The sequence below is a fragment of the Pseudomonas sp. 9.3L genome (assembly GCF_058536285.1).
On the sequence record NZ_JBZUBK010000001.1, the window covers coordinates 683,177 to 707,638 of the forward strand.

Below are 24,462 nucleotides of genomic sequence, written 5' to 3' on the forward strand. Positions count from 1 at the left end.
TCATTTTTGCGTCGTATTGCAACCTAGCAATTTCGTCTCCGGCAGTGTTTTCGAGCGCGGCTCTCAGATGATTCAAAGCAGCAAGAGCTTCAAACTGGAGTTTTGCACATTGGTCCAGCGTGTCTGCGGAAGTGAAATTGAGTGCTAGCGGTGTCGTGCTCTGGGGCATTGGCTGTCCTTCCTATGTCGGTAGCTCTCAATGAGATCGCACCTCGAAGCCGATGATCCGTTCGGACTTCGCAATTATTAAAAATACAGAGATTTCCTATGGACCCAACCGACCTCGGCGCAGGCACTGCCACCTGGGCTACAGGGACTGTGGGCATCATCCTTGGTGGCTTTCTATGGTTGCGGCGCTTCCTCTCGAAGGATGCCGCTGACCGGGCCATGGACAATGCCGACATTGGCACTGTCCGCCGCCTGAACGAACTGCTCGACTCAGAGCGCACTGCTCGTTTGGCATCCGATGCCCGAGCCGATCAGTTTGCAAGAGAACGAAACGAACTCGCCGCCGCAGTTGGCCGGATGGAAGGCAAGATCGAATCCCTCACCAGCCAGGTAGCTCAACTTACTGAACAGGTGACCACTCAAAGCGCCGAGATTTCTCGGTTGCGGTCGCAACTTGGGGGCGCCGCCTGATGCATAGAGTCGCAATGGAATTTATCGCCCGCCTATGGTGGCGGCGCGCAGAGGTATGGCTGATCGCTGCTCTGTTGGTGGGTGGCGGAGGAATCTTCGGTTTCCAGGCTGCCCAGTGGTCCCTGGCCGCCGCCTACGTCAAGTCGGTAGACTCGGTGCGCTCTGCTTACGACGAAGCGCTGAAGCAGCGTGACCTGCGCCTCAGCACCCTTGCGGACAAGACCACCAAGGCCGCTGAAAAGGTCGAGGCTGCCGCCAACAGCGCCAACAAGGCAGCAGACACCGCAAATAAGGCAGCCGACAAGGCCGTAGAGGCGGTGGACCGGGTTAGCCAATAAATGACCTAGGCCGCGCGACCGAAGTCTCTAGTTACCTGAAAACAAATTCAACGCTCATCAGCGGTTGACCATCTACCGTTGCCTTGCAATCTCTACCGACCTCAACGCTTTTGTCTGCGTTGAAAGTCGGACTGCATTGCAAAAAGTATTTTTTGCCGTCGTAATCTTTTTCGACACCTTTAGTGGTTTCACTCGCAAGGGCTATTATCAGGCGCATGTTCCACGGGCCAAACTCGATTTTCGGTTCGCCGTCACCCATCCATCCCGATACGGGTGCGCCACACATCCCGGCCTGGATACGTTTGCCATCGACAATTTGTGCATCTCCCGCGCAGCTTATGAGCCCAGACTTCTTAGCCTCAACGACTTGATGCCCGCGGTTTGTCCAAGTGGGAGCCGCAACGCAGCCGCTCAAGATAGTCGTTACTACCAGTGTTACCACGCATGCAAACTTCTTCGTCACCACACAGCTCCTTGATAGCTCAACAAAAGCGTAATGCCAATCCACATATCGGCAGCTAAATGCTGAACTGAATCTGTACTTAGGCTTAAGCCAAGCCACTAGGAGAGTGTGATGAAACAGGCAGTGCTATAGCGTTCTTTCTGCTTTCCGATGCAACCGTCTCCACTCATCCGCTACGGCCCCCATTGTCGGAGGGGAGGAGCTTTTGATCCAGGCCATGAAAGGTCGATCAAACTTGAAGGCAGGACCGCACTGACCGATTAGGAATTGCCGGACCTTTTGTGTGTTCCGGTAATTCTTGTCCAGTGGCGTGTCCCTGGCTATTGGGCCGCTGTGCCAGTCGAAAGTCATATTCTTTCCTTGATCTATCGGTTGTGTTGCAGACCCAGCATAGCAGTGGTCTTTCCGCACTTCCCACCTGCCATTTCGTGCGCGCACGATGGAGCTAGCCATGGCAAGACTCAAGACACTGGCCAACCGTGTCAGTACCCAGGGCGATCGGGTAGGCACCGCTCCAGCTGCTACCTGGCGGGCTGGCAAGACCACCGCCAGCCAGCGAGGCTACAACTACGCATGGCAGAAGACGCGCCTGGTTCACCTGGCCGCTCAGCCGCTGTGCGTTTACTGCGGCCGGGCAGGCCTCATAGTCGCAGCAACCGTGGTGGACCACTCGGTGCCTCACCGCGGTGATATGAACATCTTCTGGGACAGAAGCCTTTGGGTTTCTCTCTGCGCCCATTGCCACTCTTCGGTCAAGCAGCGCGAAGAAAGCGCGGATCAACACAGGTAACCCTATGCAAGCTCGTTATCCCCAGCCGGCTCAGTGCCGTGTTGCTGGATGCATTGCTATGGCCAACAGAAAAGGCGCCGGGCTTTGCGAGAAGCACTACATGAGGCAGCGGCGGCATGGGTCTACCGACCGTGCCGTCGTAGTAAAGCCAGGGCTGATTGACCATTCACATGGTTACAAGTTGGCTTACTGTCCTGACCATCCCTTGCGTCGGGATTCGAGCAGCCGAGTGTATGAACACCGGATGGTGTACCACGCCCACCATGGGAATGGCCCATTCAACTGTCATTGGTGCTCCACGGTTGTAGGCTGGGATGACATGCATGTTGACCACCTCAATGATATGAAGAGCGACAACACCCCAAAGAACCTTGTCGCAAGCTGTGCCATATGCAACCAGAAGCGCGGATTCGGCAAGATGACCGTAACTCATAGATTGAAGTCAGAGCGCCGATACACAGCGCATGGCAAGACGATGTGCTTCATTGAGTGGGCCCGCCACTTGAACCTGTCCCGCAATGCTTTGGAGTACCGGCTAAGCGCTGGATGGAAGCTAGACGACGTGTTCTCTCCGAGGAAAGGCAAGTCAGGTCCACCAAGCCGCCCTCGGCGTGCGGCTGCAGCCTGAAGTCGGCCTGAGCAGCGGGCCAGCCATGCGTTTTGAACAATTTCAGCCAAATTTGCACGTTTTTGGTGCGAAATTTGGCCGGAGGAAGGGGGGGGTCAAAAAAATGGGTTTTTTGCCTTACTAGACCGCCCTCGACCGCACGCACAGATTTTTTTCCTTCCTGGATTTTTTGTTAATGGCTTTAACACCCAAAAAACGCGCTTTCGTGAAGGCGGTGAGGGAAGGTGCGTCCAATAAAGACGCAGCCATTGCAGCTGGATGTCCCGAAAAGACTGCCTCTGCCGCAGGATCACGGCTCGCCAAGGACAAGGATGTGATCTCTGAGCTGCACAAGCTCAACGCGCTGCATCCTGTTAAAGCAGCTGTTAAAACTGTTAAAGGTGTTAAAGCCCCGGAGGTCGAATCGACACCTGCGCAGGCTCAGCCAGAACCCGGAACTGAGGATGATGCGGAGCCATTCAACCTGCGCCAGGCACTATCCCATCGCGACCCCAAGGACTTCCTCCTTGCCGTCATGAACGACATGGAGCAGGAAGCAAAACTTCGGGTGGATGCGGCCAAGGCCCTGATGCCGTTCGTTCATCCTCGCAAAGGGGAGAGCGGCAAGAAGGAGCAGGCCAAGGACAAGGCGGCGCAGGTGTCGGCAGGCCGGTTCGGTACCCGTAAGGGCCCCTTGCAGTCGGTGAAATAATGGAGTGGTCGACTGCGTGTCCCGACTGGGAAAAGCGAATCGTCGCCCGCGAATCCCTGATCCCCTTCAAGCCTCTGTTCCCTGACCAGGCTGCGGAAGCCCTCGAGGTATTTGGTGCGCTGCGTATGGTAGACGCCACCGGCAGCCCGTTGATGTGTGAGACGGTGCGGCCTTGGGTGAACGAGTTTGTGGCTGCCATCTTCGGCGCTTACAACCCGGACACCGGGCGGCGGATGATCAGCGAGTTCATGCTACTGATCAGCAAGAAGAACGGTAAGTCCACCATCGCCGCCGGCATCATGCTGACGGCCCTGGTGCTGAACTGGCGGACCTCGGGTGAGTTCATCATCCTGGCCCCGACCAAGGAAATTGCGGACAACTCCTATATCCCCATCAGGGACATGGTGAAGGCGGACGAAGAGTTGTCTGCGCTATTCAAAGTGCAGGACCACCTGCGCACCGTTACCCATCATGAAACCGGCGCCACACTAAAAGTGGTGGCAGCTGACAGCGAGACCGTATCGGGCAAAAAAGCCATCGGCGTGTTCATTGACGAACTCTGGGTATTCGGTAAGCGTGCCAACGCTGAGGCAATGCTGCGTGAAGCAACTGGTGGCCTGGCCTCCCGTCCCGAGGGTTTCATCATCTGGGCTACGACCCAGTCCGACGCGCCACCCGCTGGCGTGTTCCGGCAGAAGCTGCTGTACGCCCGCCAGGTGCGTGACGGCGGCATCGTCGACAAATCGTTCCTGCCGGTGCTGTATGAATTTCCGAAGCACCTGCTGGACACCGGCGGGCACCGCGATGTGGCAAATGCCTACATCACCAACCCGAACCTTGGACTTTCGGTTGACGAGCCGTTCATTGAGCGCGGCTTTACCCAGTCGCAGATCGATGGCGAAGAGTCATTCCGCGGCTTTCTGGCGAAGCACCTTAATGTCGAGATCGGTCTGGCCCTTCGCTCGGATCGCTGGGCCGGTGCTGAATTCTGGGAAGTCCAGGCCAAGCTACCTGGCTTGACGCTGGATCAACTGATCGAGCGCTGTGAGGTGATCGATATCGGTATCGACGGCGGTGGCCTGGATGACTTGCTGGGCTTCGCGGCGATTGGCCGGGACAAGGCCACGCGTCAATGGCTGCTGTGGACCCATGCTTGGGCCCATCCTTCGGTGCTCGAGCGGCGTAAGGGCGAGGCACCTCGGCTGCACGACTTCGCCAAGGAAAGCCACCTCACCATGGTGGAGGTTATCGGCGATGACCTGGAAGAGGTCGCGGACCTTGCCGCCAGGGTCGAGAAGGCCGGATTACTTGACCAAGTCGGTGTCGACCCGGCCGGTATAGGCGGCGTGCTGGATGCGTTGGTAGCAGCCGGTGTACCCCAGGACAAGATCATCGGCATCTCGCAGGGCTGGAAGCTGGGCGGCGCGATCAAGACCACCGAACGCAAGCTAGCCGAAGGCGGCCTGATCCATGGCGGCCAACCCATGATGGCCTGGTGCTGCGGTAACGCCCGGGTCGAGCCCCGCGGCAACTCAATCTTGATCACAAAACAAGCCTCAGGCTCGGCCAAGATCGACCCGCTAATGGCCACCTTCAACGCGGTATCTCTTATGTCGCTCAACCCCGAAAGCAAAGGCGGGATGGATGACTACCTGAACAACGGTTTCTTCGGACTTGTAGGCTGACTATGGCATCTCATTGGTACAACCCGCTGTCCTGGCGGATGTTCGGCTATGAGGACCCGAAAACCGGCGACTACGTCGAAGTCGACATGACCGTAGGCGGCAAGGCCACCAAGGCAGGCGTAAAGATCACGCCAACCAAAGCGATGAACATCAGCATTGTCTGGGCCTGCGTGAAGATACTCAGCGAGTCTGTTGCCGGACTACCGCTCAAGCTGTACGACGACAAGGACGGCAAGCGCGAGCTGGTGGCCTATAAGGACCGCGCCAGCCGAATTATGCGCAAGCCTAACCCTTTCATGACGCGGCTCAACTTCCTTAAGGCCGTGGTCGTGAACATGGCGCTGCGTGGTAACGCCTACGCCATCATCGAACGCTCCGATTCCGGCGAGCCCATAGGCTTCACCCTGGTGTCACCCGACCAAGTTGTGGTCGATACCCTTGAGGGACAGCTGATCTATTACGTCACGCTGGACGGCAAGCGCGCGCCGGTGTCTCCGCTGAACATGCTGCACTTCAAGCTGTTCAGCACTGACGGTATCAACGGTATGTCGCCAGTCGAGCACCAAGCTGAAACCATTGGCCTTGCCAAGGCCGCACACGACTGGTCGGCGCGGTTCATGCGCAAAGGTGGCTTCACCGGAGGCTACGTCATTTACGACGGTTTCCTCACCAAGGAACAGCAGGCGCAGGTCATGGAGAAATTCCCTGACGTGCGCAAGGCCGATACCGAAGACCTGGGCAAGATTGCCATCCTTCAGGGTGGACCAAAGATAGTCCCTGCCGGCCTTACCCAGAAAGACAGCCAGTTCATTGAGTCGCAGCAGTTCCAGGAAGAGGCACTGGCCGGCATCTGGGGCGTTCCGCTGTACCTGGCCAACCGGGCCAGCAAGACCTCCATCATGGGTTCGAACCTGGAGCAGCAGACCAGCGGCTTTGTGACGTTTGGGCTCAAGCCGTACCTGGACGCCATCGAAGACGAGTTCAACGACAAGCTCTACGCCGATACCGATCGGTTTGTCGAGTTCGTCGTCGAGGGCCTTCTACGCGCTGACAGCGCGGCGCGAGCCTCGTACTACCAGGCGGCCCTGGGCGGCTCAGGCGGCTCAGGCTGGATGAGCACAAACGAAGTCCGCGAAAAGGAAAACCAGACGCCTCTCGCCGGCGATGAATACAACCGGGTTACCCGGTGGGAGATGCAGCCCAATGCTGACAAAAATTGAAGTGCCATTCGAGGTCAAGGCCGTCGACGACGCCGGTAACTTCGAAGGCTATGCCGCGGTGTTTAACAACGTCGACCTGGGCGACGACGTGATCCTGCCGGGCGCGTTCACAAAGGTGAAGACGACCCGGGCGGGGCGGCTGAAGCTGGCCCTGTTCCATGACCTGACGCGGCTGGTGGGTTCGGCAGACTTTACCCAGGACGCACACGGCCTTTACCTCAAGGGCAAGGTGAACCTGGGCGTTAGCTATGCACGCGACGCGTACGAGTTGATGAAGGAAGGCACGCTCGACAGCATGTCCATCGGCTTCAACACGCTGCTGGCGGCCTACGAAGAGCGCGAGGGCCGCAGCATCCGCATCATCAAGCAGGCCGAACTCTGGGAAGCCTCGCTTGTGCCTTTCGGCATGAACCCGGAAGCGCAAATCACCGACGTCAAATCGGACATCAGACTTTTCGAGAAGGCCCTGCGCGATCGCATGGGCCTTTCACAAAAGGAAGCGGCGGCGGTCGCTTCGCTCGGCTATTCCGCTGTTCACCGTGATGGTGGTACAGCGGCCACGGTGATCGTGGATGAGCTGAAAGAACTTTCAACACTGTTCACCCACCATTTTGGAGCCTCGCAATGAGCGAAGTGAAAGAGCTGCGCGATTCCCTGGACAAGCAACTGAAAGATGGCTTCCAGGGCCTTCAGCAAAAATACGACCACGTCACCGAGGAGTTGCAGAAAGGCAACACCGTGACGCTGGAAATGAAGTCCAAGATCGAAAACCAGAAAGGCGAATTGGAACGCGTCATCGAGCAGGTGCAGAAGCTCGAGGAAAAAGGCATTCAGCTGCGTACCCAGGGCGGTGAAAGGAAAAGCTTCATTGACTTGGTGAAGGGCAACGACGCCTACAAAGCGCTTCAGCAGAAGAGCCAGGAACGTGCTGAGATCGAAGTCACCAAATCAGACATGGCATCCATGTCTGAAACGAAGCTGACCAGCGCCGGCCTGGTGCCGACTCAGTTTGACCCGATCATCCAGGACCGTCCACGGCAGGATCTGGTTATCCGAGACCTGATCCCCACCACGCCGGTGACCGGCCAGAGCTACAGCTATTTCCTTGAAAAGCTACATACCCGCGGCGCGGGCATGGTGGCTGAGGGTGAGCGCAAACCATCCAGCGACGTGACCTTCGAGCAGAAGACCGACAACGTCCGCAAGATCGCGGTATGGATGCCGGTTACCGACGAAGCCTTGGACGATATCCCCCAGTTGTACAGCTACATCCAAGAGCTGCTTCGCTATGACCTGAAGCTCAAGGAAGAAGGGCAGATCCTGAAGGGCGACGGTACTGGTAACAACCTGAACGGCATCATGACCCAGGCTAGCGCGTTCAACGCCCAACTGAGCCAAACCGGTGATACCGCCATCGATACCGTGCGCCGGTCGATCTATCAGGTTCGTAAGCAGTCCCAGCGCCCAGCTGACGCGGTGGTCATGACTGACCTCGATTGGATGAACATCGAGCTGTTAAAGGATGCCGACAACCGCTACCTGTTCGCTAACCTGCAAGGTCTGGTAACTCCCATCCTTTGGGGCCGTCCGGTTGTGGTCTCCGACAGCATGGACGAAGGGACCCCTGCCGCTGGCGGCACCGCTGCTACCGGTGGCGAATTCCTTGTCGGTTCGTTCGCACAGGGCGCCCGTCTGTATGACCGCATGGCTTACACCGTGAAGGTGGGCTGGATCAACGACGACTTCGTAAAGAACCAACGCGTGGTTCTGGTGGAAGAACGTCTTGGCCTGGCTGTTCGCCGTCCTTACGCCTTCGTAAAGGGCCGCTTCACGGCCAAGTGATCGACCACTTCCAATACGGGGCCTGACGGCCCCTTTTTTTTTCTGAGGTATGTCATGAAGATTCGCACCCTGTGGGGGTTTGAAGGCAATGCAGCCAAGCTGGGCGCAGATACTGACCGCATACGCGCCGGCGTCGTACTCGAGAACGCAGACGATGAATACGCTCACGTTCTAATCGGCAAGGGCCTGGCTGTCGAAGTAAGCGACGGCGCCGCACCGAAGGAAAACAAGCAAGCGGGTGCGGCCGAGAAAAAGGAAGCCGCTGAAAAGGCCGCGAAAGAAGCTGCCGAAAAAGCAGCAGCAGAGAAAGCAGCTGCTGAAAAGGCCGCTAAAGAGGCCAAGTAATGATCGACTTGGCCTTGGTGAAACTGCACCTGCGTGTGGACGGTGATGAGGAAGACCAGCTTATCCAAGGCTACGTCGAAGCAGCGCTGGCACATGTAGAGCAACACTGCGACCGGCTGCTGGTTGAAACCGATCCGGTCGTTCCAGCTGAGATGGGCCTGACCCGCGATGTTAAACAGGCAGTGTTGCTACTGGTTGGGCATTGGTATGCGAACCGCGAAGCGGTAGTTATCGGCACTATCACAGCAGAGGTGCCGTTGGCGGTGGATCGTCTGCTCTGGTACAGGAAGCGCTTCTAATGAGAGCTGGTCCGTTACGTCACCGCCCAACATTACTCAAGCCCCAGCGGGTGAAAAACCGCACCGGGGGCTTCGATGAAACCTGGGTGGATGCCGGCAAGTTATGGGCGGAGATCACGCTGCCCACCGGCCGCGTTGAAAGTGTTGCCGAAGGCCTGCAGGCCGTGGTGACAGCCGAGATACGCATCCGGCCCCGTGCAGATGTGGTAGCCGGGTGCCGCCTGATTTACCAAGGCGCCACCTACCTAGTTGAAGCGGCCCTGCTCGACAACGAGCGGTCCATGCTCCGCCTGCTGTGTTCCAACGACCCCGCCCCTTGAGGACCCCTTATGAAAGTTCGAGCACTTGCCGATCTGTCCGGCGCTGTAGGCGATCGCGCCGCTGGTGATGAATTCGTGGTGGACGCCACCACAGCCCAGGCTCTGATCGACCGTGGGCTGGTCGAAGACATGCAGGAAAGCCCTAACCTGGCCAAGGCGGAGAAGCCGGCCAAAGCCAAGGAGTAGGGCATGGCCCGTCGCTCTCGGCTTTCAGGCGATTTCAAGCTGCGGCGTACCCTACGCAACATCCACCAGAACATGGACAACGAGCTACGCCCGGCCATGCAGGAAGCCGCCAATAAGGTGCTGGCCACCATGCAGGCCACTGTTCCGCGGGATACCGGCGCTGCCGCTGCGGCCCTTACGGCGTTTGTGTCCAAAAGCGGTCTTGATGCTGAAATCGGCATACGGGGTAAGAAGAATTACCGCCGCTTCTACTACCTGCGTTTCCTCGAGTACGGCACCAAGGGCTACAGCGGCTCCAAGCGGGCCGGCGGCAAAAATCGCTCAACCACGAACAAGGCTGACGGTGCGCACTTTTTTGGCAAGTACCCCAACATTCCGGCACTCCCTGCTCATCCCTGGCTACGCCCGGCCATCGATGTTAACCGTGAGGTGGTGCTGATGGATATTCGGGCTGCGGTATCCAGAACGCTGAAGAAAGCCAGCCAGGGGGTAACTGATGGCTGACCCCTCCGTAGCCTTGCAGATAGCGATAGTGGAGCGCCTGCAGGCCGAAGTGTCTTGCCCCATTTACGACGGGGCCCCCATGGACACCGTCATGCCTTACGTCTCTATCGATCGTGAAATCTCAACCAACATCAGCCCGATCGCGGGCCGCAAGCGACAGCAGCGTCTCATCTACCTGACAGTCTGGTCTGATGCCCATGGCCAGGCGGAGGTGAAGCGCTTGAATGCTGAAATCACAGCGGCCCTGGATGAGCGCCGCTTGCCGCTTGAAGAAGGCCGGGCAGTGTCCGTCCGGGTGGAGCGGGCCGACGCACAGCGTGACGCCGACGGAATCACCTACATGGGTTCGATCACCGTCCGCGTTATCACCACCCACTGAAACAACCTGGCCGCCCTGCGGCTTTATCCAATGCGCCTTTTGGAGGAAACCCCATGGCCGACAACTTGAACACCGCCGCCGGCTGCCGCTTTTCGCTGGGCAGCAAGACCGGCGCGGATACTGAAGCCGATTACAAGAAAGACACCTTCGTCGAGGTCGGCGAGATCGAAGACTTGGGCGAGTTTGGGGACACGTTCAGCAGCGTGACTTTCACGTCGCTCAGGGATGGCCGTGTGCGTAAGTACAAGGGTACCGCCGATGCCGGCGACCTCACCTTGACCGTGGGTCTAGACAACGGCGACGTAGGCCAGAAAGCCGTCAAGGTCGCCCACAAGGACCGCACCAAGGGCGACTACAACATCAAGATTACTCTCAACGACGGTGATCCTGGCGCCACTCCAGCGGTACTGCCGACCACCTTCTACATGCGCGGCAAGGTCATGAACAACACCGTAGCGCCCGGGGCGGCTGACAACGTGGTGCGCCGCAACATCACTATCGGGATCAACTCCGACATCATCGAGATCAACGCTGGTCCAGCGGCTTGACCCATGGGGCCTTGTGCCCCCCTTTGCAAGGTACTGATCCATGAGCAAGACCCTACATGGCGCAACTTCGGTGCAGGTGGGAGACGAAGTGTTCGATCTGACCATCACCCTGGGTGCTGTCCGCAAGATCGAAGCGCACTTCGGCGGCCTGCGCGGTGCGGCAGAATCACTTCGCGTGCTCAGCGTGGATGGCGTGGCACTGATCATTGCCGCCGGCGCCGGCCTGGATGCCAAGCAGGCGAGCGAACTTCCTGAAAAGGTATGGCAGGTCGGCGTTGCAGGGCTTGCTACCCAGCTCACCGGTTACCTCGGCGCGCTATACAACCCCCGTGGTGAAAGCGCGGGAAACGTCGAAGCGGGGAAGGCGTAAGTGCCGTCGAAGACGGTAGCTATGTAGACCGCTTATTTGCGGTGGCCACTGGCTGGCTTGGCTGGGCGCCGGAAGTGGCCTGGCGCACGCCTCTCCCCGAATTATTCATTGCCATGGACGCCCGGATCGAATGGGCGCGCATGACCCATCCCTTTGGCAGCAAGTCCACACCCGAAAAACCCAAGTCTTCGACGGTGGCCGAGAAACTGCGCCTGGCGCTGACGGCGCGGCGTGGGTAGCTGTTTCGTTTACTTCTAGCTGGAGAAGCCTATGGCTGACTCTGATATCCAGGGGATGCTGGTTCGCATCGAGGCGACCACCGCGCAGTTGCGCCAAGAGATTGCCCGCGGTGAAAGCGCGGTAGCGAAAGCATCGGGTCAGATCGACAACAGCCTGGGCGAAGTGGACAAGGCATTCGACCGAACCGGTGCCAATGCCGGCCTCCTGCAGCGCTCTATCAGCTCGGCATTTACCGGCATGGGCCTGGCCGCCACGGCCGCCGTTGCGGGTCTGGTGGCGATCACCACCAAAACGGCTGAATACGCTCAGGAGATACGCAACCTCTCGACGCTGTCGAACACCTCGACGACAGAGTTTCAACGAATGGCTGTCGGCGCCAGGACGGTAGGCGTCGAGCAGGACAAGCTCGCCGACATCTTCAAGGACACGACCGACCGGGCGGGCGAGTTCATCGCTCGCGGCGGCGGGGAAATGGCCGACTTCTTCAAGGAGATCGCGCCAAAGGTCGGCGTCACTGCACAGAGTTTTGCCAACCTGTCGGGGCCCCAGGCTTTGCAGCTGTACTACAACTCGCTGGAAAAGGCGGGCTTGAACCAGCAGCAAATGACTACCTACATGGAAGCCATGGCAGATGAGGCCACGGCTCTGATCCCGCTGTTGCGGAATAACGGCAAAGGGTTCAAGGATCTGGGGGATCAGGCAGAGGCTGCTGGCAACATCCTGTCGAGCATTCAGGTGGCCAGGCTGGTTGGGGTTAACCAGTCTATCAAGTCGCTTGAGGCTTCCTTCGCTGGAGCAACCCGCCAGCTCGTTTCAGGCATGCTGCCGGGTATTGAGAGTGTCACCCAGCGTCTAAACTCAATGTCGAAGAACGGCATCATGGACGGGCTAGGTGCAGGCATCGGCTTCCTTGCCGACAACCTGAACATCCTGGTAGCGATCCTTGGCGGCAAGGTCGCTGCAGCATTCGTTGGGTACATCTCCAGCCTGGCGGCGAGTACTGCGGCAAGCGTTGAGTCCCGTTCAGCCAACATAGCCCAGGCCGCCAGTGCTGCGCAGGTGGCTACGGCCAACCAGATCGCCGCCCAATCAGCGGTTATCCGTGTGGAAAAGGAAGCCATCGCTGCCCGCGGTACTGCTGTACAGACGCAGATGTCAATCCAGTTGGCAGAAGCTCGGATGGCGGAGCGCGCTGCTACTGCTCAGGTCGCGGTAGCTCAGGCTTCGCTTAAGGGCGCATCCAGTGGTTTGCTGTCGCTGCTAGGTGGCCCGGCGGGTATCGCAGCATTGGCAGTAGGCGCAGGTATCGCGTTTCTTACCATGCGCGACAACACCGTTGCCGTGGCCAGCAGCCTGGACGCGTTAAAGCGCCCTTTGAAGGAAATCCGTGAGGAGTTTCGAAAACTCACCCAGGACCAGCAAGGTGCAGAGCTGGTCAAGATTGCTCGTGACCAAGAAGGCGCTGTGTCTGCGGCGGATGAGGCTTATAAGGACTTTCAGAAGACGATTCGGCAGAATTTTGGATCGACTGTAGGGACACGGGTTGGCGCCGAATTCGATGCTGCTCGCGCCTCAGGACAGCAGTTGTCCACGGTGGTGGATGATCTGGCCAAGCGCTTCAATATACCGGAAGACAACCTGCGATCTATCCGCGAGAGCGCAGGCGCGTACAGCACGGCTGAGCAGGCCGCCGCCAAGTTAACCAAAACGCAAGCGGCCTTGGCCAAGGAAATGGCAGGCGGTGGTGAGAAGCCTAAAGCCCCTGATAACACCGCTGCTATTAATGCCGGCAACACCTACCTGCAGCAACTTGATAAGCAGCTGCAAACGCTAAAGGACAAAACGGCCCTCGAGCAGGCCGAAACGCTCATCCTCAAGGAGAAGATTGCTCCCGAAAGTGCGTTGGCTACCAAGATCCGCGAGCGGGCCAAAGCCATTGATGCTCTGAAGGAATCTGATAAGGCCGCGACTAAGGAAGAGTCAGCAGCCGAGAAAGCCCGGAAAGCTGCCGACACTGCGCTGGCACAGCGTGTCAAGACGGCGCAGGCTTCCTTCGATGCCCTGAAGAAAGCATTCGACCCAGCAGGCGCTGCGGCGGACGAACTCAAGACCAAAACCGAAGAGCTCGACCTCCTATTTCACGACAGCAAGATTACCCTGGAGGAATACAGCAAGGGTCTGGGCTGGCTGAAGGATCAATACGACACCACTGTTGCTTCAGCCAAAGGCCTGTCGCAGGCCATGCAGTATCAGGCGGATCTGGAGAAGCAGCTTAACAACGCTCGAGATTCCTATAGCGCCATGGCCTCGGCAGTGGGAATGGGCGACAAGGAGGCTGAACGTACTCAGGCGCGGCTGGAATTGGAGCGGCAGACCAACGACAAGTTACTGTCTTTGCGCACTGAACTGGCCACTGCTACGACCGAGAAACAACGCCAGGCGCTGGAGCAGCAAATCGCGCTCACCGAGGAATACGGCGCCAAGCAGGTCCAGGTCATCACAGAAGGCTGGCAAAAGGTCGATCAGGCGCAAAGCGATTGGGCCAATGGTGCTACCAGCGCTTGGCAGAACTATGCCGACCAGGCCGCTGACGTTGCTGGTCAAACCCGTTCTATGTTCACGGATGCCTTCAGCGACATGGAGGACGCCGTCCTGAAGTATGTGAAGACCGGCAAGGCGTCGATCAAGGACATGGCTGATTCGATCATTGAAGACCTGATCCGCATCCAGATAAGGCAGGCCGCAGTGGGCCTGTTGGGCTCAGCCTTCGGGTTTATGACCGGTGGCGCGTCCGCGTTGGGCCAGGGAGTAATGACTGGCTCCAGCACGCCATTGGCGCCAGTCATGAATGCCAAGGGCGGGGTGTATGACTCACCGAGCCTTTCGACCTTTTCCAATGGTGTGTACAGCTCGCCTCAAACCTTTGCATTTGCCAAAGGTGCTGGGATCTTCGCCGAGGCGGGGCCGGAGGCAATCATGCCTTTAACACGTGCTGCGGACGGTTCACTGGGAGTGCGGATGGTCGGCGATAGTGGTGGCGATCCAGGCTCGAGCGGGGCCAGCACGCCCTCAGGCGTCACGCAGCACTTCCACTTCAGCGGCAATGCCGATGCGGTTTCCAGAGCGGAGCTAAAGCAGGCTGCTCAGGATGGCGCGCAGGCGGGTTACCAGATGGTGCTGAGCGATTTCAAGCGAAATGGAGCGGCCCGACAAATGATCAACCGCCGGTGACCGGCGTTAGGAGTAGACATGGCGCTTGAGTGGCCTGAATCGCTGGAGCCGACCGAGACGTCGTGGGGCATGACCTACAACAACCGGGCGTTTACGTCGACGCTGTCCAATGCCCAACAGATCGTTGGATACCCCGGTGCCTTCTGGGTATGCACGCTGACCTTCGGCGTGCTGTTTGATGAGGATGAGCGCCAACTGACGGCCCTGCTCGGGCGCCTCCACGGCATGTTCGGAACCGTGAATATCCCTGCGCTCACCCGTACCCGCATCGATGATATCGGAGCGGCAGTGGTTGTTTCCGGTATCGCGCAGGCCACTGCAATGGTCATTGGCGGTGTGAAGGCGGGAGTCAGGGCGTTCTCGATAGGCGATTACCTGACCGTTGCTGGCGAGATGTTCGAGGTTGTGCAGAACGCCACCGCCAATGTCCAGGGCCAGGTCACCGTAAACCTGAACAAGCGAATTCGCCGCACGCTCACCCCCGGCACAGCAGTGGAGTACCGCAACCCCTACTCAGAGATGCGACGGATCGACGACTCCCACCAGGTGGCGATTCAGCCGGTAGTGTCCAACTGCACTGTTCAATTCCGAGAGGCCTTCTGATGCCCGCAGCCTTCCCCTTCAGTCAGCCTGTTGTCGACATCCTGGCCACTGGGCGTTTCATGGTGGTTCATGCCTGCCAGCTCGACTTCGCCGATGGCATGGTGTTCGCGCATACAGGTACTGGCCAGCTCGTCATCGACGGGATCACCTATGACGGTGTGGGCACGTTCGGTGAAATTGGACAGACCCAGGAGAGCGACAACTCCGGGTCGCCCATGTCTATCGACCTGAAGCTGACGGGCCTGGATGCCTACATCCTCAAGGAAACCAACATTCGAGGATGTCGAGGGCGGCTAGGCAAAGTGCTCTTTGTGGTGTTTGACGAAGCTGGAAACTACGCCTCTGACATCTTGTTTTCAGGGCGCATGGATGCGGCGCAGTTTTCCTTTGGCGGGAATAGCGCAGACGGCAACAGCATCACGGTGCCCGTCATCGACCGCATGGCCGAGTGGAATCGGACTGGTACCGAGCGATGGACAGATGAGAACCACCGGGCGCGCCACGACGGCGATCGCTTCTTCTATGCCGTGGCTCAGATGTCGGAATGGCCTCTTTACTGGGGCTCGACAAAGGATGCGCCTGCCTTCACCTACGAATAGTGACCCCATGCGAAATCGAGATTGGACTACCCGTCTGTACCACGTCATCCAGGCCGCCTTAGAGCGGCCTTTTTCATGGGGCGAGTTTGATTGTTGCCTGTTTGCTGCCGATTGCGCGATCGCGGTGTGTGGCACTGATCCGGCCAAGCTTTACCGGGGCACCTACAAGACCGAAGTAGGGGCGAAGCGTGCTTTGAAGAAAAAGCATGGAAGCCTCGAGGCTGCTTGGGATGCGTGCTTTTCCAGGGTGCCACCTGCCTTCATTCAGCGAGGTGACATCGCGCTTTACGACGCGCCCACGGGCCGCGCGGTTGCGGTGTTCTGGGCCGGTGATTTCTGGTGCGCCACGGATGAGGGTGTAGGTCGTGTGGACTGCACACCTCTGGCCGTGTGGAGGGTTGAGTAGTGAGCAGTGGTGTAAAGAAAATTGCCCAGATTGCTGTGGGCGCCGCCATCGGGTTCGCCCAGGGCGGGCCTATCGGCGCGGTCATTGGTGCGGGGCTGGCGTTCTATGCAGCCTCCCAGCAGGAAGCGTTGACCAACACCTCATCGTTCAAGGCAAACGAGCCATCAGCTCAGACCGTACGTTCATCCAAGGCGCCTATTCGTTTCATCCTTGGCCGCGTGAGCACAGGCGGCGTTCTGGTATGGGCGCAGGAGCAAAGCGGGGGAGCAGCAAATGGCGAATGGGTTCACCTGGTCTATGTTCTGAGCGAAGGCCCAGTGAGCAAGCTGGAGGATATTTTTCTTGGTGAGGAATCCATCAGCGCCTTCGGCACCTACGCCACTTATGAGCTCGTTGTCGATCCGACGACAGTCAATGCGTTCCTCAAGGCCAACTGCCCGAACTGGAAAAACGAGCAGATAGGGCGCGGCCTGTCATTCGTGCGCCTGTCGCTGCAATACAACGCTGAGAAGTTTCCTTCAGGCATCCCCGATGTGCGCTTCGTCGTGCGCGGCCGAGACGACGTCTATGACCCCCGGTCGGGCACGACCGGTTACACGCAGAACACCGCGCTTCATATTCTCTGGTATCTGCGCAACCGCTGTGGGATTCCAGACGATGAGATCGTATTCTCCACGTTCGCAAGCGCGGCCAACGTCTGTGACGAGACGATTACCAATGCGGACGGCTCGGCGAGTCAGCGTTACACCACATCCTGCGTCATAGGCGCCGATGAGCAACGCACCCAGGTAATCCAGAAGCTTGAGGCTTCATGTGCTGGCAAGCTCATTCGAGTTGGCGGTCGCTGGATGTTGCAGGCTGGTGCCTATTACGGCCCGTATGACTTCGAAATTACCGAAGACATGGTGATCGGAACCATCACTGGCGGTACCGAAACCACCAATGATTCAGCTATCAATACCGTTCGGGGGACCTTCATTGATCCTAGCCAGGCCTGGGCTGAAACCGATTATCCGGAGGTGGTCGTTGGGCAGTGGGTGACGGAAGACGGCGGCGAAGCCGCTGAAACGCTCAGCTATAGCTACGTGACTGACCCCTATCAGGCCCAACGCCTAGCCAACATCGAATTGCGCCGGCGTCGAGCTGGCGGTGCGATCAGCATCCCCATGAACTTCGCGGGATACAACTGCCGGCCGGGCAGGGTGGTGCGGGTCAATTTGCCCTCGCTAAATATCCTGGGCGAATTCATTGTCACGAACTGGTCGATGGGGGCAAAGGAAGGGTGCACGGTATCGCTGGCGCAGTATGAGCAGGCAATATTTGGTGACGCGGTAGGGCAGCCCTATGACCCGCTGGGCTTCATAAGCCTGCCTGCTGGTGGGCTGGGATCTCCGACCGGTTTGAAATGGAGCACCGATCAAAACGCGGAGGTAATACAAGGCGTGCTTTCCTGGGTACCACCTGGTGGCATCGTATCCGAATACGCTGTCGTGGTTCGCCAGGAAGGGGCGGCGGTTCAAGCGCATTCCATTCCCGCCAGTAGCGCGCAGTGCAGCATCAACGGACTGCCAGCAGGCAACTACACGATGAGTGTTGCCGCGGTGGGCCCCATGGCCCGCTCTGGTGAAGCAACCATCACGGTGAACATCGATGGCCCGCCGGTGCCGGAGACGTGCGCGGTCCAGTCATCGATCGACACCATTATCTTGATTCCTGGCAATCCGCTCCACGGGCTGAATGGGGGTACCTACGAGTACTTCTTCACGCTTGATCCCAAGGCAACGGCCGCCCAGGCGGAGTACGTGGGCCAAGGCTTAACGCTTACCCATACAGGCTTGGCGTTCTACACCAATTATTATTACTTCATCCGCTCAAGGAATGCCTACGGGGTCAGTAGCTTCTTGAAGGTGCCGACGTCCACGTCCAATGACGTGTCGGCCTTCCTGGCGGCCATGGCAGGCAAGATTGGTCAGACCGAGCTCAGCAAGGAACTGAACGAGAAGATCACCGACATCGAGGACCAGATCGCGGCGCTGGACGGCCTATCAGCCTACAAGGCGGATCAGGCTTATGCTCAGGGCGATATGGTGGTGCAAGATGGCCGGATCTACCAGGCGACGAAGGCGGTACCCAAGGACACGCCACCCCCGAACACGGCCTACTGGCTGGACGTGGGGCAGTCTATCCAGGCCGCCAATGGCTTGGCCCAGCAGGTGCAGAAGAACACGGCCGATATCACGGACGTGGCCGCCCAGGCCGGCAGCCTCCAAGCCCTACGTGCCGCGTATCGCGCTGACAGCGGGGAAGGCGACCTCAACGACGCACTGAAGATGTGGGATACCCAGGCGGCCTACGCAAAAGAGGTGGTTGTCCGAGCCAGCCAGGATGAGGCGCTGGTACAGGCCACCGAGACGTTGCAGGCCCAGGCCGGCAATAACACGGCAGCCATCCAGCAGGTGGCCACCGCCCAGGCCAGCGCTGACGGCAAGCTCTCGACCATGTGGTCGGTGAAGATGCAGCTCAACGCTAACGGGCAGTACGTGGCGGCCGGTATTGGACTGGGTATCGAAAACACGGCAGCCGGGCTACAGAGCCAGTTCCTTGTGTCGGCGGATCGCTTCGCCGTCGTGGGCACGACAGCAGGCGGGGCGGTCTTCACCCCCTTCGTGATCCAGAACGGCCAGGTGTTCATCAGCCAAGCCTTCATCGGTGACGGCACTATCACCAGCGCGAAGATTGGGGACTACATCCAGTCGACGAACTATGTGCCAGGTGCAACGGGCTGGCGTTTCGGCGTGAAGGACAACACTTTCGAGTTCAACGGCTATGTTGCTGGCCAGGGGCGCCTCACGATTACAAACCGCGCCGTCAAGGTGTTCGACGCCAACAACGTGCTGCGTGTGCAACTGGGGGACTTAACAGCATGAGCTACGGGATGAGGATCTATGGTGCCGACGGCGCCCTCCAAGTTGACGAAAACTCATTTACGGTACGGGTGGTGCTTTCGCTGCTGGTCACCTTTCCCAATACGGCACCCAAAGGCAGCCAGGATTTTGCGGTGCCTGGGGTAGGGCCTGGGAATGGAACGGCCATTGTCATACCAGAAGGGGCCTATGGTCGGGACCAGATCCAGTTTGAAACGGAAATGCTCGAAGGAGTCGCCCGGGTCTACAACCACACGCGCACCTACGCTGCTAGCAGTAAGGCATATGGAACCATGCGTCTTATTGTAATGCGGTGGAGCTGATGTCCTTCGGTCTTCAGTTCACAAATAACAGCGGCTCGGTAGTTATCGACTCTGAATACGCCCGACTTGTGGTTATCTCTTCAGGAAGATATGCGCCCACGGAGGAGTCAGGGCTCGGCTCAACGACGTATTTCAGCAGGCCGGTTACAAGCCAGGAACCACCTCTGGTGTTTGTTAGGCCTGACACCGTAAATGCGGTGGCCGGCCTTTGCCAAATGCGTTTGATAGGCTCAGCCGGTAACTGGACGGGATTCTACGTGCGGGGGTACAACGTTAAGACGGCTCCGCCGAATGGCAGGTATTTCGTAGCAGCGTTTGTGGCGCAGGCTGTGGCTCAGTTTGGCCTTAGGCTGTGGGATGGGGCGAGCAAGCTACTTTTCGATTCCGGTACATCAGTCGCGAACTTTACCAGGGCTTTCCAAAGCTGGACTCATGTTACCTACGATTATGATGACCAAGGCTTGGTAAGGGTTTACTACTCGGTTCCGTTCGATTTTCCAGAAAACGAGCACATGCTTATAAACAACTTCGGAATGCCCATGGCGGCCGGCAGTGCTATCAATAGGTACCTCTATTGCTGGTGGGACTTTCCGAACAGAAAACTTTACGCAATTACCGTGGCCGCCTCCAATCCCACTGCTTTCTTCTTGCCTGCTCTGTTCGCCAAAATGAACGCCTAACTTCAAAGGACACTTCGGATGCCCTGGCTTCGATCCGGCACGGTTTCGTGCACCCAAAATTCAAACACCATCACCGGCACGAACACCGGCTTTGCTGCCAACGCCAGGGTAGGTGATGCCTTCCTGGGCCCAGACGGGCGCTGGTACGAAGTGGCGAACATTGCCAGCGATACGGTGCTGTCGATCCTGCCTGCTTATGTGGGCCCAACCGTGGCCGCTGGCACGTATGCGCTGGCGCCCATGCAGGGCTACGTGAAGGACTCGGCGGACGCGCTTCGGGCGCTGGTCAACAAGTTCGGTGCGCTAGCGGCATCTGTGCCGGTCAACGCATTGGCGGCGTTGACCGGCGTTACTGGGAAGTTCCCTTACTTCACTGCGCCCGACCGGATGGCACTGGCAACGCTGGCCGACTATGCGAAAAGCGGGGTGAACGGTGACATTACTGCCCTGAGTGCACTTACCACGGCGATATCATTAAGCCAAGGCGGGACAGGGGCTAAGTCTGCGGCGGATGCTGTCATTAACCTAGGCCTTCTTAATAACAGCATACGCGCTAGGTTTATTACTTCAATGCTGGCCTCTCAGCAATTAAACTCGGTAAGCCCACAAGGGCTTTATGCTGGGTGGAACGGGAGCAATGGGCAAGGGGAAGGAAACTTTATCTGTAACAAGGGCGGCGGCATTGGAGGTTTCAGTTGGCGTACAGTCAATAGCGATAATACCGCCACTGGTCCCGAGATGTTTTATCGGTATGGTGGGAATCTTGAAGTTCCTGGCACGGTAACGCAAGGCTCAGACCGTAGGCTTAAAATCAACGATGTTGAAATCACGGATGGGCTTGAAAGGATTATGCAGGTCCGGCCGGTGATCTATGATCGGAAGATTATGCTTAATTCGTCTGAGTACGAATCACACGAAGCAGGAATGATTGCTCAGGAACTTTTCGAGAGCATCCCTATTGCGGTGACTCCAGGGGATGATAGCGCGCACAACGAGATTGACCAGATATGGAAAGTCAATTACATGGCAGTAATTCCTTATCTTGTTTCTGCGATCAAGGCACTTAAATCGGAGGTGGATAATCTCCGGGAAGAGGTCGCAGCCCTACAGAAGTAAGAGCAGTTCCACCTCTATATCAGCTAGCCCGCCCTGTGCGGGTTTTTTTATGTCTGGAGAAAAGCAGCACGATGGAAATCCCTGTCGAAACAATCAAGCAGGGCCTGGCCCTCTTGCCCCAAAAAATGAGCGGCTGCCGTGCCATGACCATGCTGATTGCTATCGGCCTTCAGGAATCCGGTTTCCTCGTCCGGCGTCAGTATGACGATGGCCCTGCCCGTGGGCTCTGGCAGTTTGAAGAGGGGGGAGGGGTGAAGGGCGTCATGACCCACCCCAACACCACTTCATACGCAGCCGCTATCTGCTCACTGCGCGGCGTGCCCTTCGAGCGGGACAAGGTATGGGCCGCGCTGGAGACTGACGACATCCTGGCAGCAGTGTTCGCCCGCCTATTGCTGTGGAGCGACCCCTTGCCAATGCCGGCCGTTAGCGAGCCCGACGCGGCCTGGCGCCTGTATGCACGTACCTGGCGCCCAGGTAGGCCACATCCAGAAAAGTGGCCCGACTGCCATACCCAGGCAGTGGGAGCACTCGTATGAACTGGGCAGACGTAGGCCGAATCATCGGCGCCGCCGCCCCCACCTTGGGAACACTGCTCGGCGGGCCAGCCGGTGCTGCCGTCGGCGCGCTGGTGTCGAGCGCACTCAACGCCCCCAACGATCCCGAGGCGGTTGGCGCCATCCTGGCCACCAACCCCGAGGCCATGGTGAAGGTTCAGGAGCTGCAGACCAATGCCAAGGTGCAGCTGCAGCAGCTGGCGGTCACCGCCGAAAACAACCGCCTTCAGGCTGAGGCCTCGCAGTACGCCGCCGAGGCAGCCGACCGTGATAGCGCCCGCAAGCTGGCGGCCGCGCAGCCCCGTGATCTGATTCGCCCGATCGTCACCGGTTTGGTGCTGCTGGGTACGCTGCTGATCATTGCAGCCGTGTTCATGGGGTGGAACAAGGAGATCCTTACCGACCCCACGGCCAGCCTCACCGTGGGCACCGTCATCGGCCTGTGGTTCGGTGAGCTCAAGCAGGTGATGGGCTTCTGGTTCGGCATGACCAAGGAATCGCAAAAGCAGAACGCGGCAATCACCGAGTTTGCGGTGGCGCCCGGCACCGTCACTAGAACGGACAGGTAGAAAGGGGAAGTGATGCAGACCACAACGAAAGAAGAGACCTACAACCGCGCCATGCGGGTCACGCTAGGCGTGCAGGCCAACGGCGGCAGTGTGGCCATACAGATCAAGATGGGCACCAGCTGGGTCACCGCCGATACCCTCTGGACTGACGGCGCGTTTCCTCTTGATATCCCTCCGGCCACGGTACGTTTCGTGCCTGCTGGCGGTGCTGCCTTTGAGGTGTATGCATGAGCCTGCTTGCCAATCAGCGCCCGGCCCGGCTCCGTATCCGCCGAGGCCTGGGCTTACTGGGGGATAGCTTTAGCGCCAACTGCCACACCATAGCGGCCACGGCCTGGGGCACGGAGGCTTATGGCTATGCGGGGGCCGTTGCGGCAAAGACGGGTTTGTTCCCCGACTGGCGGGACAACCAGGGGAAGGTGGGCGACCATACTGGCCAATTCATGTCTCGCATGCCCTCGGCCCTGAACTCGCTGACCGCAGACCTCTGGCTATGGCTGTCCCGCACGAACGACAGCACTACCCCTGGCATGAGCCTGGCGGACTCCAAGGCCAACGTCATGAAGGCCATCAGCGCGTTCGAAAACACCCCGGGCAAGTATTTGATGGTCGGCACCGGCACGCCGCGCTTTGGTACCAAAGCGCTCACCGGCACAGCTCTGGATGAGGCCATCGCCTACAAGGACTGGGTGCTGAGCTACGTCAGCCAGTTCGTGCCTGTGGTCAACATCTGGGATGGCTTCACCGAAGAAATGACGGTGGAGGGGCTGCACCCGAACCTGCTGGGCGCTGATTTCATCCAGTCGCGGGTAGTGCCCGGGATCCTTGCCAACTTCGAATTCTTCGGCGTACCGCTGCCCACCGATGCTGCTGACCTGTACTCAGCGATCCGCCCGTTCGGCTGCCTAAACGCCAACCCGCTGATGCTGGGTACCGCTGGCACACTCAACGCCTCGGTAAACGCAGTCGCTGGATCGGTTCTAGCCGACGGCTACAAAGCCACGGGCTCTGGCCTGGCTGGCATCACCACCAAGTGGTACAAGGAGCAGGCCGCCTATGGTGAGGCCCAGTGCATCGAGCTGGCTGGCACCATGGCCGCCGCCGGTGGGTACATCTACGTTCAGCCCATCGCCAATGTGTCCATCACCAACTTGGCCGTGGCCGATGTCCTGGAAATGGTATCGGCGCCGGAGATCATAGGAAGCAGCCGAGGCATCCTGAGCTGGGAGGCGGAGATGATCATCAACAGGCCGGTAAACGGCACGGCGACAACTATTTATTACCGCTCGATGGACAAGTACCAGGAGCCCTTCACGCTGCCTGCGAGCTGGAGAGGCGCTCTGGAAACACAGCGGCACACTGCTGACCTAACCGAAACGACAGTGACCTGTCGTATGGGTCTCTATCTGGCTACTGGTATTGCTCAGGCATCAACGGTCAAGGTTAGCCAGTTTGGCCATCGGAAGGTCTGAGCACCTCTGTTCGTAATAACGCCGCTAGATCCCGCCAAGGCATTTGCGTAGCCGCTTTGTTGGTAATGCATCCGTTCTCATGCACGAAAGGACGTCGTGCTTCCCAAAAGCCCTGTGTAGCTTCGCAGTGACGACATATCACCATTTCGCCATCCAGATACCAAAGTTCTTTCCAGTCCACCAATCTTAGATTCATCACAAGCTCGGTATCGCTGCTCGACACTCGTAGCCTAAGGCAGATCTCCATGCGAAGGTAAAAATCATTTTTCGCCCATCAAAGCGGTAAAGGTTGATCGACTTCGATGCTCCTGGCCTGTGGATCGGCTTTAGCTATTGCCTAGCGTTCACGAGCGCGAGTGAGTCACCGCAGAAAAGTTCTGTCGCATCGCAAAGGAAGTGACGATAAGCAATGCAAGCCAGAGTCTCAGCATGCAAGCTTTCTTCCAGTTAATCCCAAGCAAAAAGCCCGCTAAAGCGGGCTTTCGTGAAAATGTT

General features: G+C 58.5%; 31 protein-coding genes. 29 read left to right on the top strand and 2 right to left on the bottom strand.

The window, feature by feature from the left end; translation table 11 throughout:
* The first annotated feature begins 267 nt into the window (after positions 1–267).
* Both AC4LE2_RS03020 and AC4LE2_RS03025 read left to right on the top strand, forming a co-directional pair.
* The gene (locus AC4LE2_RS03020) at positions 268–639 is read left to right on the top strand and encodes a chemotaxis protein (protein ID WP_491824036.1); all 372 of its coding nucleotides are present in this window, start codon (positions 268–270) and stop codon (positions 637–639) included.
* Positions 639–977, top strand: coding sequence for a hypothetical protein (locus AC4LE2_RS03025; RefSeq protein WP_491824037.1), 339 nt, complete (start codon positions 639–641; stop codon positions 975–977). Before AC4LE2_RS03020 ends, AC4LE2_RS03025 begins: the two co-directional genes overlap by 1 nt.
* Positions 978–1,008: 31 nt before the next feature.
* Here the strand turns inward: AC4LE2_RS03025 and AC4LE2_RS03030 are convergent, their stop codons facing one another.
* On the bottom strand, positions 1,009–1,440 hold the full coding sequence (locus tag AC4LE2_RS03030) for a hypothetical protein (protein WP_491824038.1): 432 nt from the start codon (positions 1,438–1,440) through the stop codon (positions 1,009–1,011).
* 126 nt (positions 1,441–1,566) lie between these two features.
* Positions 1,567–1,791, bottom strand: a complete 225-nt coding sequence (locus tag AC4LE2_RS03035; protein ID WP_491824039.1) for a DUF6434 domain-containing protein — start codon at positions 1,789–1,791, stop codon at positions 1,567–1,569.
* A gap of 100 nt (positions 1,792–1,891) precedes the next feature.
* On the opposite strand from AC4LE2_RS03035, the gene AC4LE2_RS03040 reads away from it, so the two are divergent.
* From AC4LE2_RS03040 to AC4LE2_RS03170, 27 genes are all read left to right on the top strand, one after another.
* Positions 1,892–2,230, top strand: coding sequence for an HNH endonuclease (locus AC4LE2_RS03040; protein WP_491824040.1), 339 nt, complete (start codon positions 1,892–1,894; stop codon positions 2,228–2,230).
* 803 nt (positions 2,231–3,033) lie between these two features.
* Positions 3,034–3,549 carry a terminase small subunit gene (locus AC4LE2_RS03045; protein ID WP_491824041.1) on the top strand — a complete coding sequence of 172 codons (516 nt, stop codon included), beginning with the start codon at positions 3,034–3,036 and terminating at the stop codon, positions 3,547–3,549.
* Positions 3,549–5,234 carry a terminase large subunit gene (locus AC4LE2_RS03050; protein ID WP_491824042.1) on the top strand — a complete coding sequence of 562 codons (1,686 nt, stop codon included), beginning with the start codon at positions 3,549–3,551 and terminating at the stop codon, positions 5,232–5,234. Before AC4LE2_RS03045 ends, AC4LE2_RS03050 begins: the two co-directional genes overlap by 1 nt.
* Positions 5,235–5,236: 2 nt before the next feature.
* The gene (locus AC4LE2_RS03055) at positions 5,237–6,454 is read left to right on the top strand and encodes a phage portal protein (protein WP_491824043.1); all 1,218 of its coding nucleotides are present in this window, start codon (positions 5,237–5,239) and stop codon (positions 6,452–6,454) included.
* Positions 6,438–7,082, top strand: a complete 645-nt coding sequence (locus AC4LE2_RS03060; protein ID WP_491824044.1) for an HK97 family phage prohead protease — start codon at positions 6,438–6,440, stop codon at positions 7,080–7,082. The genes AC4LE2_RS03055 and AC4LE2_RS03060 overlap by 17 nt, the downstream gene beginning before the upstream one ends.
* Positions 7,079–8,296 carry a phage major capsid protein gene (locus AC4LE2_RS03065; RefSeq protein WP_491824045.1) on the top strand — a complete coding sequence of 406 codons (1,218 nt, stop codon included), beginning with the start codon at positions 7,079–7,081 and terminating at the stop codon, positions 8,294–8,296. The genes AC4LE2_RS03060 and AC4LE2_RS03065 overlap by 4 nt, the downstream gene beginning before the upstream one ends.
* A gap of 54 nt (positions 8,297–8,350) precedes the next feature.
* Entirely contained in the window at positions 8,351–8,641 is a 291-nt protein-coding gene (locus AC4LE2_RS03070) for a hypothetical protein (RefSeq protein ID WP_491824046.1), read from the top strand.
* Positions 8,641–8,940 (top strand): head-tail connector protein, encoded by a 300-nt coding sequence (locus AC4LE2_RS03075; protein WP_491824047.1) that lies wholly within the window; start codon positions 8,641–8,643, stop codon positions 8,938–8,940. The genes AC4LE2_RS03070 and AC4LE2_RS03075 overlap by 1 nt, the downstream gene beginning before the upstream one ends.
* The gene (locus AC4LE2_RS03080) at positions 8,940–9,260 is read left to right on the top strand and encodes a phage head closure protein (RefSeq protein WP_491824048.1); all 321 of its coding nucleotides are present in this window, start codon (positions 8,940–8,942) and stop codon (positions 9,258–9,260) included. The genes AC4LE2_RS03075 and AC4LE2_RS03080 overlap by 1 nt, the downstream gene beginning before the upstream one ends.
* Before the next feature lie 9 nt (positions 9,261–9,269).
* Positions 9,270–9,446, top strand: a complete 177-nt coding sequence (locus AC4LE2_RS03085) for a hypothetical protein (protein WP_491824049.1) — start codon at positions 9,270–9,272, stop codon at positions 9,444–9,446.
* 3 nt (positions 9,447–9,449) lie between these two features.
* Complete coding sequence (locus AC4LE2_RS03090) at positions 9,450–9,950, top strand: HK97-gp10 family putative phage morphogenesis protein (protein ID WP_491824050.1); 501 nt, start codon at positions 9,450–9,452, stop codon at positions 9,948–9,950.
* Positions 9,943–10,329: a DUF3168 domain-containing protein gene (locus tag AC4LE2_RS03095; protein ID WP_491824051.1), complete on the top strand. Its 387-nt coding sequence runs from the start codon at positions 9,943–9,945 to the stop codon at positions 10,327–10,329. Before AC4LE2_RS03090 ends, AC4LE2_RS03095 begins: the two co-directional genes overlap by 8 nt.
* 53 nt (positions 10,330–10,382) lie before the next feature.
* Positions 10,383–10,877: a hypothetical protein gene (locus AC4LE2_RS03100; protein WP_491824052.1), complete on the top strand. Its 495-nt coding sequence runs from the start codon at positions 10,383–10,385 to the stop codon at positions 10,875–10,877.
* Positions 10,878–10,917: 40 nt separating this feature from the next.
* The gene (locus AC4LE2_RS03105) at positions 10,918–11,247 is read left to right on the top strand and encodes a hypothetical protein (protein ID WP_491824053.1); all 330 of its coding nucleotides are present in this window, start codon (positions 10,918–10,920) and stop codon (positions 11,245–11,247) included.
* Positions 11,248–11,288: 41 nt separating this feature from the next.
* The gene (locus tag AC4LE2_RS03110; protein ID WP_491824054.1) at positions 11,289–11,486 is read left to right on the top strand and encodes a hypothetical protein; all 198 of its coding nucleotides are present in this window, start codon (positions 11,289–11,291) and stop codon (positions 11,484–11,486) included.
* A 31-nt stretch (positions 11,487–11,517) separates the two neighbouring features.
* Positions 11,518–14,718, top strand: a complete 3,201-nt coding sequence (locus tag AC4LE2_RS03115; protein WP_491824055.1) for a phage tail tape measure protein — start codon at positions 11,518–11,520, stop codon at positions 14,716–14,718.
* 18 nt (positions 14,719–14,736) lie between these two features.
* Positions 14,737–15,321: a hypothetical protein gene (locus AC4LE2_RS03120; protein ID WP_491824056.1), complete on the top strand. Its 585-nt coding sequence runs from the start codon at positions 14,737–14,739 to the stop codon at positions 15,319–15,321.
* Positions 15,321–15,920: a hypothetical protein gene (locus AC4LE2_RS03125; RefSeq protein WP_491824057.1), complete on the top strand. Its 600-nt coding sequence runs from the start codon at positions 15,321–15,323 to the stop codon at positions 15,918–15,920. Before AC4LE2_RS03120 ends, AC4LE2_RS03125 begins: the two co-directional genes overlap by 1 nt.
* 7 nt (positions 15,921–15,927) lie before the next feature.
* Positions 15,928–16,326, top strand: coding sequence for a DUF6950 family protein (locus AC4LE2_RS03130; RefSeq protein ID WP_491824058.1), 399 nt, complete (start codon positions 15,928–15,930; stop codon positions 16,324–16,326).
* Positions 16,326–19,253 (top strand): phage tail tip fiber protein, encoded by a 2,928-nt coding sequence (locus tag AC4LE2_RS03135; protein ID WP_491824059.1) that lies wholly within the window; start codon positions 16,326–16,328, stop codon positions 19,251–19,253. The genes AC4LE2_RS03130 and AC4LE2_RS03135 overlap by 1 nt, the downstream gene beginning before the upstream one ends.
* A gap of 8 nt (positions 19,254–19,261) precedes the next feature.
* Positions 19,262–19,573, top strand: a complete 312-nt coding sequence (locus tag AC4LE2_RS03140) for a hypothetical protein (protein WP_491828032.1) — start codon at positions 19,262–19,264, stop codon at positions 19,571–19,573.
* Positions 19,573–20,253 (top strand): hypothetical protein, encoded by a 681-nt coding sequence (locus AC4LE2_RS03145; RefSeq protein ID WP_491824060.1) that lies wholly within the window; start codon positions 19,573–19,575, stop codon positions 20,251–20,253. Before AC4LE2_RS03140 ends, AC4LE2_RS03145 begins: the two co-directional genes overlap by 1 nt.
* A gap of 18 nt (positions 20,254–20,271) precedes the next feature.
* Positions 20,272–21,369 carry a tail fiber domain-containing protein gene (locus AC4LE2_RS03150; protein ID WP_491824061.1) on the top strand — a complete coding sequence of 366 codons (1,098 nt, stop codon included), beginning with the start codon at positions 20,272–20,274 and terminating at the stop codon, positions 21,367–21,369.
* Between the two features lie 71 nt (positions 21,370–21,440).
* Positions 21,441–21,908, top strand: a complete 468-nt coding sequence (locus AC4LE2_RS03155; protein ID WP_491824062.1) for a hypothetical protein — start codon at positions 21,441–21,443, stop codon at positions 21,906–21,908.
* Positions 21,905–22,495, top strand: a complete 591-nt coding sequence (locus tag AC4LE2_RS03160) for a hypothetical protein (RefSeq protein WP_491824063.1) — start codon at positions 21,905–21,907, stop codon at positions 22,493–22,495. Before AC4LE2_RS03155 ends, AC4LE2_RS03160 begins: the two co-directional genes overlap by 4 nt.
* 12 nt (positions 22,496–22,507) lie before the next feature.
* Positions 22,508–22,726, top strand: a complete 219-nt coding sequence (locus tag AC4LE2_RS03165; RefSeq protein WP_491824064.1) for a hypothetical protein — start codon at positions 22,508–22,510, stop codon at positions 22,724–22,726.
* Complete coding sequence (locus AC4LE2_RS03170; RefSeq protein ID WP_491824065.1) at positions 22,723–23,967, top strand: SGNH/GDSL hydrolase family protein; 1,245 nt, start codon at positions 22,723–22,725, stop codon at positions 23,965–23,967. The genes AC4LE2_RS03165 and AC4LE2_RS03170 overlap by 4 nt, the downstream gene beginning before the upstream one ends.
* The last annotated feature ends 495 nt before the right edge of the window (positions 23,968–24,462 follow it).